General features: G+C 57.5%; 12 protein-coding genes. 9 read left to right on the top strand and 3 right to left on the bottom strand.

Annotation, left to right across the window (positions count from 1 at the left end; genetic code table 11):
- Positions 1-12 precede the first annotated feature (12 nt).
- Positions 13-1,113 carry a 3,4-dihydroxy-2-butanone-4-phosphate synthase gene (gene ribB, locus ATO67_RS16100; protein WP_067651500.1) on the top strand — a complete coding sequence of 367 codons (1,101 nt, stop codon included), beginning with the start codon at positions 13-15 and terminating at the stop codon, positions 1,111-1,113.
- A 54-nt stretch (positions 1,114-1,167) separates the two neighbouring features.
- Here ribB and ATO67_RS16095 read toward each other — a convergent pair whose 3' ends face one another.
- Positions 1,168-1,632, bottom strand: a complete 465-nt coding sequence (locus ATO67_RS16095; protein WP_067651498.1) for a MarR family winged helix-turn-helix transcriptional regulator — start codon at positions 1,630-1,632, stop codon at positions 1,168-1,170.
- A gap of 62 nt (positions 1,633-1,694) precedes the next feature.
- Between ATO67_RS16095 and ATO67_RS16090 the strand changes: the two genes are divergently transcribed.
- On the top strand, positions 1,695-2,174 hold the full coding sequence (locus tag ATO67_RS16090; RefSeq protein WP_067651497.1) for a carboxymuconolactone decarboxylase family protein: 480 nt from the start codon (positions 1,695-1,697) through the stop codon (positions 2,172-2,174).
- Between the two features lie 6 nt (positions 2,175-2,180).
- Here ATO67_RS16090 and ATO67_RS16085 read toward each other — a convergent pair whose 3' ends face one another.
- On the bottom strand, positions 2,181-3,371 hold the full coding sequence (locus ATO67_RS16085) for a winged helix-turn-helix domain-containing protein (protein ID WP_067651495.1): 1,191 nt from the start codon (positions 3,369-3,371) through the stop codon (positions 2,181-2,183).
- 112 nt (positions 3,372-3,483) lie between these two features.
- On the opposite strand from ATO67_RS16085, the gene ATO67_RS16080 reads away from it, so the two are divergent.
- The 7 genes from ATO67_RS16080 (at position 3,484) to dxs (ending at position 9,637) form a co-directional block, all read left to right on the top strand.
- A complete protein-coding gene (locus ATO67_RS16080; protein ID WP_067651493.1) occupies positions 3,484-4,164 on the top strand; it encodes an energy-coupling factor ABC transporter ATP-binding protein in 681 nt (226 codons plus the stop codon).
- Positions 4,161-4,781, top strand: coding sequence for a CbiQ family ECF transporter T component (locus ATO67_RS16075; RefSeq protein WP_067651490.1), 621 nt, complete (start codon positions 4,161-4,163; stop codon positions 4,779-4,781). Before ATO67_RS16080 ends, ATO67_RS16075 begins: the two co-directional genes overlap by 4 nt.
- A gap of 14 nt (positions 4,782-4,795) precedes the next feature.
- Positions 4,796-5,359 (top strand): biotin transporter BioY, encoded by a 564-nt coding sequence (locus ATO67_RS16070; RefSeq protein ID WP_067651488.1) that lies wholly within the window; start codon positions 4,796-4,798, stop codon positions 5,357-5,359.
- A 34-nt stretch (positions 5,360-5,393) separates the two neighbouring features.
- The gene (locus ATO67_RS16065) at positions 5,394-6,329 is read left to right on the top strand and encodes a histone deacetylase family protein (protein WP_067651485.1); all 936 of its coding nucleotides are present in this window, start codon (positions 5,394-5,396) and stop codon (positions 6,327-6,329) included.
- Between the two features lie 2 nt (positions 6,330-6,331).
- A complete protein-coding gene (locus tag ATO67_RS16060) occupies positions 6,332-6,586 on the top strand; it encodes an exodeoxyribonuclease VII small subunit (RefSeq protein ID WP_042618153.1) in 255 nt (84 codons plus the stop codon).
- A 116-nt stretch (positions 6,587-6,702) separates the two neighbouring features.
- Positions 6,703-7,626 (top strand): pirin family protein, encoded by a 924-nt coding sequence (locus ATO67_RS16055; protein ID WP_067651483.1) that lies wholly within the window; start codon positions 6,703-6,705, stop codon positions 7,624-7,626.
- Between the two features lie 100 nt (positions 7,627-7,726).
- On the top strand, positions 7,727-9,637 hold the full coding sequence (gene dxs / locus ATO67_RS16050) for a 1-deoxy-D-xylulose-5-phosphate synthase (protein WP_245304006.1): 1,911 nt from the start codon (positions 7,727-7,729) through the stop codon (positions 9,635-9,637).
- A 94-nt stretch (positions 9,638-9,731) separates the two neighbouring features.
- Here the strand turns inward: dxs and ATO67_RS16045 are convergent, their stop codons facing one another.
- On the bottom strand, positions 9,732-11,756 hold the full coding sequence (locus ATO67_RS16045; protein ID WP_067651476.1) for a methyl-accepting chemotaxis protein: 2,025 nt from the start codon (positions 11,754-11,756) through the stop codon (positions 9,732-9,734).
- Between the last annotated feature and the right edge of the window lie 138 nt (positions 11,757-11,894).

Genomic DNA, 11,894 nt, shown 5'->3' with positions numbered 1-11,894 from the left:
ACATGAGCCACCATGACATATGATCAGAAGCGTGTCGTTGAAGCTATTCGTGCCTTCGAGGCCGGTGAGATTGTTGTCGTCATGGATGATGACGACCGCGAAAACGAGGGCGACCTCATCGTTGCCGCCGTGCATTGCACGCCTGAACAGATGGCCTTCATCGTGCGCCACACCTCCGGCATCGTTTGCGCCCCCATGCCGAAAGAAGAGGCGAAACGCCTCAACCTCAACGCCATGGTCGCGGAAAACGACAGCGCCCACACCACTGCCTTTACCGTTTCGGTAGACTTCAAACACGGCACAACGACTGGCATTTCCGCGAGCGACCGCAACGTGACGGTTCGCAATCTGGCCAATCCCAACGCGGGCGCTGCCGATTTTACCCGCCCCGGCCACATATTCCCGCTGGTCTCGCGCGAAGGCGGCGTGTTGATGCGCTCTGGACATACCGAAGCGGCTGTCGATTTGTGCAAGCTGGCTGGCCTGCCACCAATCGGCGTCATCAGCGAGTTGGTAAATGACGACGGCACCGTCATGCGCGGGCCGCAGGTTTCGGCCTTTGCCGAGACGCACGGCATGAAACAGGTTTCGGTGGCCGATCTCATCGCCTATCGACAGCGCAAGGAAACGCTGGTCGAGAAGGAAAGCGAGTTCACGCTCGATACGCCATTCGGACCTGCAAAGGCACAAACCTATTCCCTGCCCTGGGACCCGATGGAGCACATGGCGGTCATTTTCGGCGATATCCGTGATGGCGTCGATATTCCCGTGCGCTTGCACCCGGAAAACGTGGCCGACGACGTCTTCGGCAAAAAGCAGCCCGTGCAGCACTACATGGAAAAGATCGCCGCCGAAGGCCGAGGTGTCATCATCTATCTGCGTGAAGGTTCCGTCGGCGTCGGACAGGTCGCCGGACGCCGCAAGTCCCGTGACCCGGAAGAAGCGCATGCTCAAGCTCGCTCCCGCGATGACGAATGGCTGGAAATCGGCCTTGGCGCGCAGATCCTCAAGGAACTCGGCATCAGCTCGATCAAGCTTCTCACCACGCGCGAGCGCCACTATGTCGGCCTCGAAGGTTTTGGTATCAAGATCAGCTCGACCGATATTGGGTAATCGAACATTTGCGGCAGTCGGATTTCCTGATCCGGCTGCCGGTTCCCCTCTCGATCAGCCTTTCGCAGTTCGGACCAACCAGTCGCGCACGGTCTGTTCCTCTGCGTCGCTCAGGCCTTCCAGCATGTCATTCTCAATCGCATAAACCCGCTGCTTGGCGAGAGTGAGCACGGTCAGACCGTTCTCCGTCAACACGATGTGGCGAATACGGCCATGAACGGCATGATCCTGTCGCACCACCAATCCAGCCTTGAGTAGATTGGCGACAATGACACTCATGGTCTGCGGCGTCAGAAGAGCTAGACGAGCAAGATCGGCATTGGAGTGGCCAGGATAGCTGGCAAGCATGGTCAGCACTGAAAACTGTGGCAGTGTCAGAGCGACATCAGCTAGAGCCTGTTCGGCTTGAACACGATAGGCATGGGCCGCCTGCCGAAGAAGATAGCCTAGATAACCGTCGCTACCGCGCTTTCCATCGCCGGGCTGCGGCAAATCCGGTTGAAAGGTTTTTCGACTCATTGTAAGAACTCTTATATGTTATCAGCACTCTTACAATACAGACAATCGAGAGGAAATCCACCATGACCGCCCCGCGCCATTCCGCTCCGTTTAACTATGAAACATTTCAAAAAACCGCTCCAAGCGCCGTTGCAGCGCTCGCCGCGCTTGGGAAGGCTATTGATGATAGCGGACTGGAAAAAGAACTGACAGAACTGGTCAAGCTGCGCGTTTCCCAGATCAACGGCTGCGCTTTCTGCACCCAGCTTCATCTGAACGTAGCGCGAAAGATAGGTGTCGCCGCCAGCAAACTCGACCTGCTGGCCGTGTGGCGCGATGCCGGTCTGTTCTCGGTCCGTGAAAGAGCAGCGCTCGCTTGGGCCGAATATCTGGCGCGGATGGATGCAAAACCCATTCCACAGGACGCCTATGCCGAGCTTTGTACCGTCTTCAGCGACGCCGAAACGACCCATCTGACGGTCGCCATTGGTCAGATCAGCGCCTGGAACAGGATTGCCGGGGCCCTCCGTTTTGCGCCGCCGGTGCCCAAAGGCGGAAGCTGACCGATATCACTCCAACCAGCCATCCAGATACCGCACGCTCTCCACACCCGTAAACTTAGCCAGCCGGTTCAGCTCCGCGTCCAGCTTGGCAAGACGACCTGAAGACGGACGCACACCTTTTTCGAGCCAGAGGCGCCTTACATCCAGCGTTCCGCCTTTGCGCTCCGCTTTCATATCCATCCGACCGATCAACCTGTCCCCTTCGAGAAGCGGGAAGACGTAATAGCCGTATTGCCGTTTCGGCTCCGGCACGAAGACTTCTATGCGGTAGTAGAAACCGAACAGCCGCTCGGTTCGGGCGCGGTTGCGCAGCAGCGGATCGAACGGGCTGAGGACGCGGATGCGGTTGGGCGGCGCGATCTCTGCTTCGGCATCAACGGCAAATCCTTCGAAAGCATAGGATATGCGGTCTTTGCCGCCATCTGAGGACGCCAGAGAAACCTCGCACAATTCTTCACGATGGGTTGCGATCCATTGCCTCGCTTCCTGCGGCGAGATGATATCGAAGAAGGCTGAGATTTCTCCTGATGTCGCAAAGCCCAGCCGCGCCAGCGCTTGGCGGCAGGCCCAGTCCACGAACTCGTCATGGTGGACCTCTTTATCGTGATGTTCAGCCGGAATGACGCGTTCTGCGAGATCGTAGACCTTCTGAAAATTCACCCGGCCAGCCACGGCCAGTTTACCGGTATGCCAGAGATATTCGAGCGCGGTCTTGGACGGGTGCCAGTTCCACCAGCCACCGGATTGATGGCCCTCGGCTTTCATATCCCGTGACATGACAGGACCATTTTCAGCAATGCGGCGATAGGTTTCCTCGAAGGCCGCATCGAACCCCTCCCCTTGCCACCTGCGCCAGCGTTCCAGAATAACTGGCTCCCGACGGCGGAAGCGATGTTTCCAGTAGGGGTAGAAGGCCGAAGGCAGGATAGAGGCATCATGCGTCCAGTGTTCGAACAGCGCCCTATCCTTCTCCAACAGGTCTGTAAGATGCTGACGTTTGTAGGTCTGGTTGCGGGAAAAGATGATCTGGTGGTGCGCCCGCTCCACCGTTGCAATGCTGTCCAACTGCACGAAGCCGAGGTTCGTGATCAAGTTCAGCAGATCGGCTTTGCTCATGGCACAACTGGGCGATGCGGAAAGCCCCTGTCGCGCCAGAAAAATACGTCGTGCTGCTTCGTTGGAAATCAGAATCGCCATGGCAAAAGCCTAGGGTTGCGGGACTGAAAAATCAATGTTCTTTTTTTGTTCCTTATTTCGTTTACCCTCCCCTGCGTTTATAGAACGGTAAGCGCATTTTGGGGACCGGCAGTTGGATATTCGTTTTCACGAGGCAGGCGTGGCGTTTGAAGGCAGAGCGGCTGTCGAACCGCTGTCGCTTGTGCTGACCGAAAGTCGCATCGGCATCATCGGCCTCAACGGTTCAGGCAAAACTACATTTGCGCGGATGATCAACGGCCTGACCAAGCCCACCAGCGGCCATGTAACTGTCAATGGGCTGGATACGATCAAGGACGGGCCAGCCGTTCTCAAGGATGTCGGCTTCATTTTCCAGAACCCGCAGAACCAGATCATCTTGCCTATCATTCGCGATGACATCGCCTTTGGCCTGAAAAACAAGGGGCTGAACACGTCGGCCATCGATGCGGCGGTAGACGCCACCTTGCTGCGTTTCGATATCAAACATCTGGCAAAGCGCCGCGCACATGAGCTTTCCGGTGGGGAACTGCAGCTATCGGCCTTGGCCGCGCTGGCTATCACCAGCCCGAAAATCCTCATTATGGACGAGCCGACCAACCAGTTGGACCTGAAGAACCGCGCTTTGGTGGAGCGAACCATGGCCGCCCTAGAGGAGGATTTGATCGTCATTACCCACGATCTGCCGCTGCTGGAGAGTTTTGACCGCGTGCTTCTGTTCCATGGCAACAGGCTTCACGCCGATGCATCGCCCACTGACGCCATTCGTCTTTACCGCGAATTGGCGCTGACATGAAAAGCCTTCACGTCGAAGGAACAGGCAGGCTCTATCGGCTTTCGCCGCGCATCAAACTTGCGGGCCTTGCGCTCTTCAGCATCGCTCTATTCCTCACCCGCGATCCGCTCATCCTGTCAGCAGCCGTTGCCTTGGCGGGGCTTGTACTGTGGCAAGCGCATCTGGGCTTTGGCGAAGCTGTGGCGCGCCTGCGTCCTGTTTTGCTGACCATCGCCATCATCGCCGTTTTCAGTTTCCTGCTGATCTCGGCGCTGGATGCGACGATTGCCCTGTTTCGGTTGACGGCGCTAACGCTGCTAGCAACGGCTATAACGGCAAGCGTCAGCATTTCGCAGTTCATGGATGAGATCGCATTTGCGCTTCGCCCCCTGGAAAAAATGGGGCTCGCAAATGCTGCCGATGTTGGCCTCGCGGTTGGCCTCGTCGTTCGTTTTGTGCCAGAGGTCATCAATCGTTTCGAGACGTTGCAGGATGCGCATCGCGCTCGCGGGATGAGGGTACGGCCATATACTATTCTGGTGCCGCTCATCATTATGACGTTGAAGGATGCTGATGCCATTGCCGACGCCATTGACGCGCGCGGCTTCAGAGGCCAAACCTCGTCTCCGGATATTTAGAGGGAAACCATTGCATGAAGACCCGTGACCTCGTTCTGATTTCGCTGTTTTCAGCCATCATCATCGCGCTTGGCCTGTTGCCACCAATACCACTAGGTTTCATTCCCGTGCCGATCACAGCCCAATCGCTCGGCGTAATGTTGGCCGGTGTGGTGCTGGGCGCAAAGCGTGGCACGCTGGCAGTGCTGCTCACCATCCTTATCGCCGCTATCGGCCTGCCGGTGCTGTCGGGCGGTCGCGGTGGCCTTTCCATTTTTTACACTCCGACGACCGGCTTTCTGATCGGCTGGATCGCTGCGGCCTTCACCACCGGATATCTGTCTGAGCGTCTGGTCAACAGAGATCAATCCAGCCTCGTACAAGTCGGCAGCTTCTTTCTGGCCAGTGTTGCCGGTGGCGTAATCGTCCTTTACGCATTCGGCATCACCTATCTCGGTTTTGCAGCGGGTATCGGTTTCAACAAGGCCTTCCTTGGCTCCATGGCCTTCATTCCAGGTGACGTCGTCAAGGCCGTTCTTGCAGCATTGGCTGGCCGCGCTGTCATAGCCGGATATCCACTTTTGCCGCAACGCGCATAACGCTGCCAACTGCCCAAGTTCAGGAGTCACCGCCATGGCCACACGGCTTTACGAGCACCCGATATTCCTGGAACACATAACGCCTGCAGGGCACCCGGAGCGACCGGACCGGTTGCGCTCGCTCAACATCGCGCTGGAGCATCCGAATTTCGAGCGGCTGGAGCGGAAAGAAGCACCGCAGGCAAATGAAGATGCTGTGTTGCTGGCGCACCCGGAGAGTCATCTGATTTCGATCATGCGGCAAATTCCCGAGGACGACGGCGAGATCAACCGCATCGAAGCCGACACCTATGCCTCACCCAAAAGCCTGCAAGCGGCGCTGACCGGCATCGGCGCTGCCATGGCGGCGGTGGATGACGTGTTTTCCGGTGCGGCCGATAACGTCTTCGTCGCCAGCCGCCCGCCCGGCCATCATGCAGAGACCGAGAAGGCCATGGGTTTCTGCCTGTTCAACAATGCCGCCATCGCCGCACGCCATGCGCAGAAGGTGCATGGCGCAGAACGTGTCGCCATCGTTGATTGGGATGTCCACCACGGCAATGGTACGCAGGATATTTTCTGGAACGACACATCTGTTCTGTTCTGCTCCACCCACCAAATGCCGCTTTACCCGTGGAGTGGTGATAAAAAAGAGACCGGCATCAAAAACAATGTTGTCAACGCGCCGCTTTCGCCCAATACCGGTAGCGACCACTTTCGCGAAGCGTTCAAATCGCGCGTGCTGCCTGCGCTGTCAGATTTTTCCCCGGATATCATTATTATCTCCGCAGGCTTTGATGCGCACCACCGCGATCCACTGGCGCAGATCAATCTGGTGGGCGATGATTTCGATTGGGCAACGGGGCGAATTCTGGAGATGGCCGACAAATTCGCCGCGAACCGGGTCGTCAGCCTGCTTGAAGGTGGCTATGATCTGGAAGGGTTGGCGGAATCGGCAGCCATGCATATTTTGAGAATGATGAAGGGTTGAACATGACGGAAAATGCCAACACAGCCGATGTCAGCGGTTATTCTTTCGAAAAGGCTGTCGCCGAGCTGGAAAGCATTGTCGCCCGTCTGGAGCGCGGCGACGTAGCGCTGGACGAATCCATCGCCATTTACGAGCGCGGCGAAGCCCTGAAAAAACATTGCGAAACCCTGCTGACGGCTGCTGAAAAGCGCATCGAGAAAATTCGTCTGGACCGTGCGGGCAAGCCGGTGGGCGTGGAGCCACTGGACGGCGAGTAAGCTCGCTGGCCCCTGCCCTTCCATGTGGCTGCGGCACTAGAACAAACCGTTTATTATTGCTTCCTCACGAACGCTGCGGATCATGGTAATATGCGGGCTCATCGCAGGAGATTACCATGTCGTTTTTTCCCGGAAATGATCCCGCCGTAGGCGATGCCTTCGCCTGTGATGCCATCGAGAACCTTATCATCCCGCGTTCGAGCGATATTGGCGGTTTTGCGGTAAGACGAGCATTGCCCACACGAGACCGGCGACTTGTCGGTCCGTTCATTTTTTTCGACCGCATGGGCCCTGCCATTCTCAAGGCCGGGGAAGCACTGGATGTGAAACCGCATCCACATATCGGGCTGTCTACAGTCACTTATCTGTTCGATGGCGAAATCAAGCACCGCGACAGCCTCGGCACCGAACTTACCATCCGGCCGGGCGATATCAACCTGATGACAGCGGGGCGCGGCATCGTCCATTCGGAACGAACGCCGGAAAACCTGCGCGGTCATCCGCTTTCCATGTCGGGCCTGCAAACATGGCTTGCCTTGCCCGATAACAAGGAAGAGATCGCGCCGGATTTTTCACATACCGGGCGGGATGCCATGCCTGTCATCGATAAGACAGGTGCATCGGGCCGTGTCGTCATAGGCTCATTTGCGGGGATATCGTCTCCGGTCAAGACTCTTACCGATACACTCTATGTCGACCTGACGCTCGGTGCGGGCGTCAAATTTCCGTTCGCCGCCGATCATGAGGAACGGGCAATCTATATTCTCTCGGGTTGCCTTGAAGTGGCCGGCGATGTGTTTGCGGCTGATCAACTGATCGTGTTTCGCGCTGGTGACGATATAACCCTGAAAGGCGGCATAGCTGGCTGCCACATCATGATTTTTGGCGGCGCGGCACTCAATTCCAAGCGGTATATCTGGTGGAATTTCGTGTCGTCATCAAAAGAACGCATAGAAAAAGCCAAGGAAGAGTGGAGAACCGGACGCTTCGACATCGTCCCGGGGGATGAAGAGGAGTTTGTCCCTTTGCCGCAGGGTTGAAATTCGTTAAAACGAATTCAGTCTTGTCGAAGTCCAGCGTGCACACCATCTGGAGGCGCGGATCGAACATCAAAATACGAAGGCCGAACGATTGACCGGAATGCCAGAGACACCATTGCTTGACCGGGTGAAATTCCCATCCGATCTCAAGTCGATCGAGGATCGCGACCTGCCGCAGCTGGCAAGGGAATTGCGCGATGAGATGATCGACGCCGTGTCAACGACCGGCGGGCATCTGGGTGCAGGCCTCGGCGTGGTGGAACTGACGATTGCAATTCATAAGGTGTTCAACACACCCGAGGATCGGCTAATTTTCGATGTCGGTCATCAGTGCTATCCGCACAAGATCCTCACCGGTCGTCGCGATCGCATCCGCACTTTACGCCAAGAGGGTGGCCTTTCCGGCTTCACCCGCCGCGCGGAAAGCGAATATGACGATTTCGGTGCTGGTCACTCCTCCACCTCCATTTCCGCCGGTCTGGGCATGGCCGTGGCCGCCGAACTGGATGGCAGCGACCGCAAGGTGATTTCCGTCATCGGCGACGGCTCCATGTCGGCTGGCATGGCGTTCGAGGCGTTGAACAATGCCGGTGCGCTGGATGCGCGCCTGATCGTCATCCTCAACGATAACGACATGTCGATTGCGCCGCCGACGGGTGCCATGAGCGCCTATCTCGCGCGTCTGGCATCCGGTCGCACCTATATGGGCTTCCGCGATTTCGGCAAGAAGCTGACGGCCTATCTCGGCAAGACCATCGATCGTGCCATTACTCGCGCCGTGACCCATGCACGTGGCTATGTCACCGGTGGCACGCTGTTCGAGGAGCTTGGCTTTTATCATATTGGCCCCATAGACGGTCATTCGTTCGAGCATCTTTTGCCCGTGCTGCGCAATGTGCGCGACAACCAGAAAGGCCCGGTGCTGATCCATGTCGTGACGCAGAAGGGCAAGGGTTATGCGCCAGCCGAAGCCGCTGCCGACAAATATCATGGCGTCAACAAATTCGATGTGATCACCGGCGCGCAGGCGAAAGCCAAGCCGAATGCACCGAGCTATACCAGCGTCTTTGCCGAAGCGCTGATCCAGGAAGCGACGCTTGACGACAAGATTGTCGGCGTCAGCGCCGCCATGCCCAACGGCACGGGACTGGACAAGCTGGCAGAGCTTTTCCCCACACGCAGCTTCGATGTTGGAATTGCCGAACAGCATGCGGTGACCTTCGCGGCGGGCCTTGCTGCCGACGGCTACAAGCCGTTCTGCGCGCTCTATTCCACCTTTCTGCAACGCGGTTACGACCAGCTGGTGCATGATGTTGCCATTCAGAGCCTGCCTGTCCGCTTCCCGATAGATCGCGCCGGTTTCGTCGGCGCTGATGGACCCACCCATTCCGGCTCCTTCGACACGACCTTCCTTGCCACATTGCCGGGCATGGTGGTGATGGCCGCATCGGACGAAGCGGAGCTGAAACATATGGTGCGCACGGCAGCCACCTATGACGAAGGTCCCATTTCCTTTCGTTACCCACGCGGTGAAGGTGTCGGCATCGAAATGCCTGTGCGCGGCGAAATTCTGGAAATCGGCAAGGGTCGCATCGTCAAGGAGGGCACAAAAATCGCACTGCTGTCCTTTGGCACGCGCCTTGCGGAATGCTTGGCTGCTGCGGAAGATCTGGACGCGGCTGGACTTTCCACGACCGTTGCCGATGCGCGTTTTGCCAAGCCGCTGGACCTCGACCTCATTCGCCAGCTTGCCAGCCACCACGAGGTGCTCGTTACTATTGAAGAGGGCTCGGCGGGCGGTTTTGGCGCGCATGTGCTGCACTTCATGGCCAGTGCCGGTCTTCTCGATACCGGTCTGAAGGTCCGCACGCTTACGCTTCCCGACCAGTGGGTCGAGCAGGCCAAGCCTGAGATCATGTATGCCAACGCCGGGCTGGACCGGGCAGGCATCGTCTCCACCGTTTTCAATGCGCTGGGTCAGACGCAGGCTGGGCTTGGCGTGGCCGGTTAATTGTCTTTTTATGAAGTCTCTGGCTTCTTGCAAGACAACAAAAAACCCGCCGGAGCGATCCCGGCGGGTTTTGTCTGTCAGACTGTAACTGGTCTCAGAACTCTTCCCAATCCTGAGCAACCGGCTTGGCAGCGGCCTCGGTTTTTGGCGAAAAGGCTTTTGCCAGGCTCTGTCCAAGTGCACGCGCGGGTGACGAAACTGGACGCGCAGTGGGCTGCGCAATCTTTGCGGCCGGACGCGGTGCAGCAGAGTAGTTTGGCTTTGGTGCCGGTACGGACGCAGACCGCGGTACGCTATGCGGTGCGGGTCTGAATGCTGCGGCTGGGCGCGAACCATTGCCGAGATTGAACTGACCGATGAGTTCGTTCAGGCTTTCGGCTTCCCGTGCCAAGGCGTGGCTGGCGGCAGTCTGTTCTTCCACCATGGCGGCATTTTGCTGCGTGCCTTGGTCCATGGTGTTGACCGCCGTGTTGATTTCCTGCAGGCCGGTTGCCTGTTCGCGGGCAGCTGTGACGATGGTTGCGACGTGCGAGTTGATTTCCTCGACTTCGGTAATAATCGCCTGCAAGGCTTTGCCGGTTTCACCCACGAGGTTCACACCGTTTTCGACCTGCGTGCTGGATGCGCTGATCAACGCCTTGATTTCCTTGGCAGCATTGGCAGAGCGCTGTGCCAGTTCACGCACTTCCTGTGCCACAACTGCAAAGCCCTTGCCCGCTTCACCGGCGCGTGCCGCTTCAACGCCGGCATTCAGCGCCAGAAGGTTCGTCTGGAACGCGATGTCATCGATAACGCCGATGATATTGGTAATCTCACCGGACGACTTTTCGATTTCCTGCATGGCTGCCACAGCCTTGCGAACGACGATGCCAGAGTTTTCCGCGCCAGAGCGAGCGCGCTGAACCAGAGCGCTCGCCTCTTCAGCGCCCTTTGCACTGTCTCGGACAGTCGTCGTGACCTGCTCCAGCGCAGCGGCCGTCTCTTCGATGGATGCCGCCTGCTGTTCGGTGCGGCGGGAGAGATCGTCGGCGGATGACAGCATTTCGGAAGCACCAGCATTGATGGCAGATGCATTTTCACCCACGTTTCGAAGAGCCTCCTGAAGCTTGTCCAGCGAGGTGTTGAAGTTGATGCGCAAAGGCTCCATGGATTCTGCAAACGGCGTCTCGATGCGGTAGACCAGATTGCCATCGGCGAGAGACTGAAGGCCTTTCGCCAGTTCTTCACTGGCAAAAGTCTGCTCGGCGTCAGCCCGTGCCTTTTCCGTTTCGTTGCGGCGGCGGTCGGCTTCGGTCGAAGAACGCATGCGGTCGCTTTCATCTGCAAGGCGGGATTTTTCGATACTGGCTTCCTTGAAGACCAGAACGGCCTTGGCCATCTTGCCGACTTCATCGCCACGGTCGAGCGCAGGAACGTCCACAGTCGTATCGCCACCGGCAAGGCGGCCCATCGCATCCGTCATCCCGACGATCGGTGCCACGATGGCGCGCGACAAAGCCCAGATGAGCAGTACAGCGACAAGTCCAGCGGCAGCGCCGCCGCCCAGAAGTGCCAGTTCAAGATTACGGTGAGCGTTTTCCTGAATAGCAACCTGGACAGTTGAAGCCGCAGTCAACTGTTCCTTGATCTTTGCAGCGGCAGAACGAAAGCTGTCCAACTGACCCTTGGCCTGATTGCGACCAATTTCGATGATTTCCGAGATCGGTGCTTCTGTCGTCTTTCGGGCCGCCATTTGTGGCTGCCCGAGCTGTGTATAAAATACGGTTGCCGTCGCCTGCATGTCGTCGATGGATTTCAGGATTTCCGGCTGACCGACGGCCAGAGCGCGAGCCTCATCCAGTTTTTTCAGCATCAGCTCACGCTGGGCAAACACGTCATTATACGTGCTGTCACTGCGAAACAGCAGGTAGCCACGCTGATTGACCGCCTGCTCCAGCATCGCCGCCTTCGCGTCATCGACGTTCGAAATGATCTTAGCTGTGTTCGTCTGCTGCCCGGAAACTTTCTTGGCTTCTATCGTTTGCAGGAAAACAACCGCTGACGCCACCAGACATACCGCCATCAAGGCAACGAACGTGGCAACCAGCTTCAAGTTGATGGGTAGATTTTTCAAAGACATCGAGAGCTCTTTCGACACGCTTCAGGTGTGACCGATCGTAAAACGATCTGTGCTACCACTTACTGCATTGGGGAGGCCCGCCTTCATGGCGGCAATGTTGAGCCTTAACTCAGCTTTACGAGACCATGCCATCAAGCC

This window comes from Agrobacterium bohemicum, assembly GCF_001562555.1.
Taxonomy (GTDB): Bacteria; Pseudomonadota; Alphaproteobacteria; order Rhizobiales; family Rhizobiaceae; genus Agrobacterium; species Agrobacterium bohemicum.
Note: the sequence above shows the minus strand (reverse complement) of the source record. Positions and strands in the feature narration are given on the sequence as shown.

Excerpts from the sequence above, each read along its gene's own strand:
- ribB (WP_067651500.1), top strand. The coding sequence starts at position 13 with ATGACATATGATCAGAAGCGTGTCGTTGAAGCTATTCGTGCCTTCGAG.
- ATO67_RS16095 (WP_067651498.1), bottom strand. The coding sequence starts at position 1,632 with ATGAGTCGAAAAACCTTTCAACCGGATTTGCCGCAGCCCGGCGATGGA.
- ATO67_RS16090 (WP_067651497.1), top strand. The coding sequence starts at position 1,695 with ATGACCGCCCCGCGCCATTCCGCTCCGTTTAACTATGAAACATTTCAA.
- ATO67_RS16085 (WP_067651495.1), bottom strand. The coding sequence starts at position 3,371 with ATGGCGATTCTGATTTCCAACGAAGCAGCACGACGTATTTTTCTGGCG.
- ATO67_RS16075 (WP_067651490.1), top strand. The coding sequence starts at position 4,161 with ATGAAAAGCCTTCACGTCGAAGGAACAGGCAGGCTCTATCGGCTTTCG.
- ATO67_RS16070 (WP_067651488.1), top strand. The coding sequence starts at position 4,796 with ATGAAGACCCGTGACCTCGTTCTGATTTCGCTGTTTTCAGCCATCATC.
- ATO67_RS16065 (WP_067651485.1), top strand. The coding sequence starts at position 5,394 with ATGGCCACACGGCTTTACGAGCACCCGATATTCCTGGAACACATAACG.
- ATO67_RS16060 (WP_042618153.1), top strand. The coding sequence starts at position 6,332 with ATGACGGAAAATGCCAACACAGCCGATGTCAGCGGTTATTCTTTCGAA.
- ATO67_RS16055 (WP_067651483.1), top strand. The coding sequence starts at position 6,703 with ATGTCGTTTTTTCCCGGAAATGATCCCGCCGTAGGCGATGCCTTCGCC.
- dxs (WP_245304006.1), top strand. The coding sequence starts at position 7,727 with ATGCCAGAGACACCATTGCTTGACCGGGTGAAATTCCCATCCGATCTC.
- ATO67_RS16045 (WP_067651476.1), bottom strand. The coding sequence starts at position 11,756 with ATGTCTTTGAAAAATCTACCCATCAACTTGAAGCTGGTTGCCACGTTC.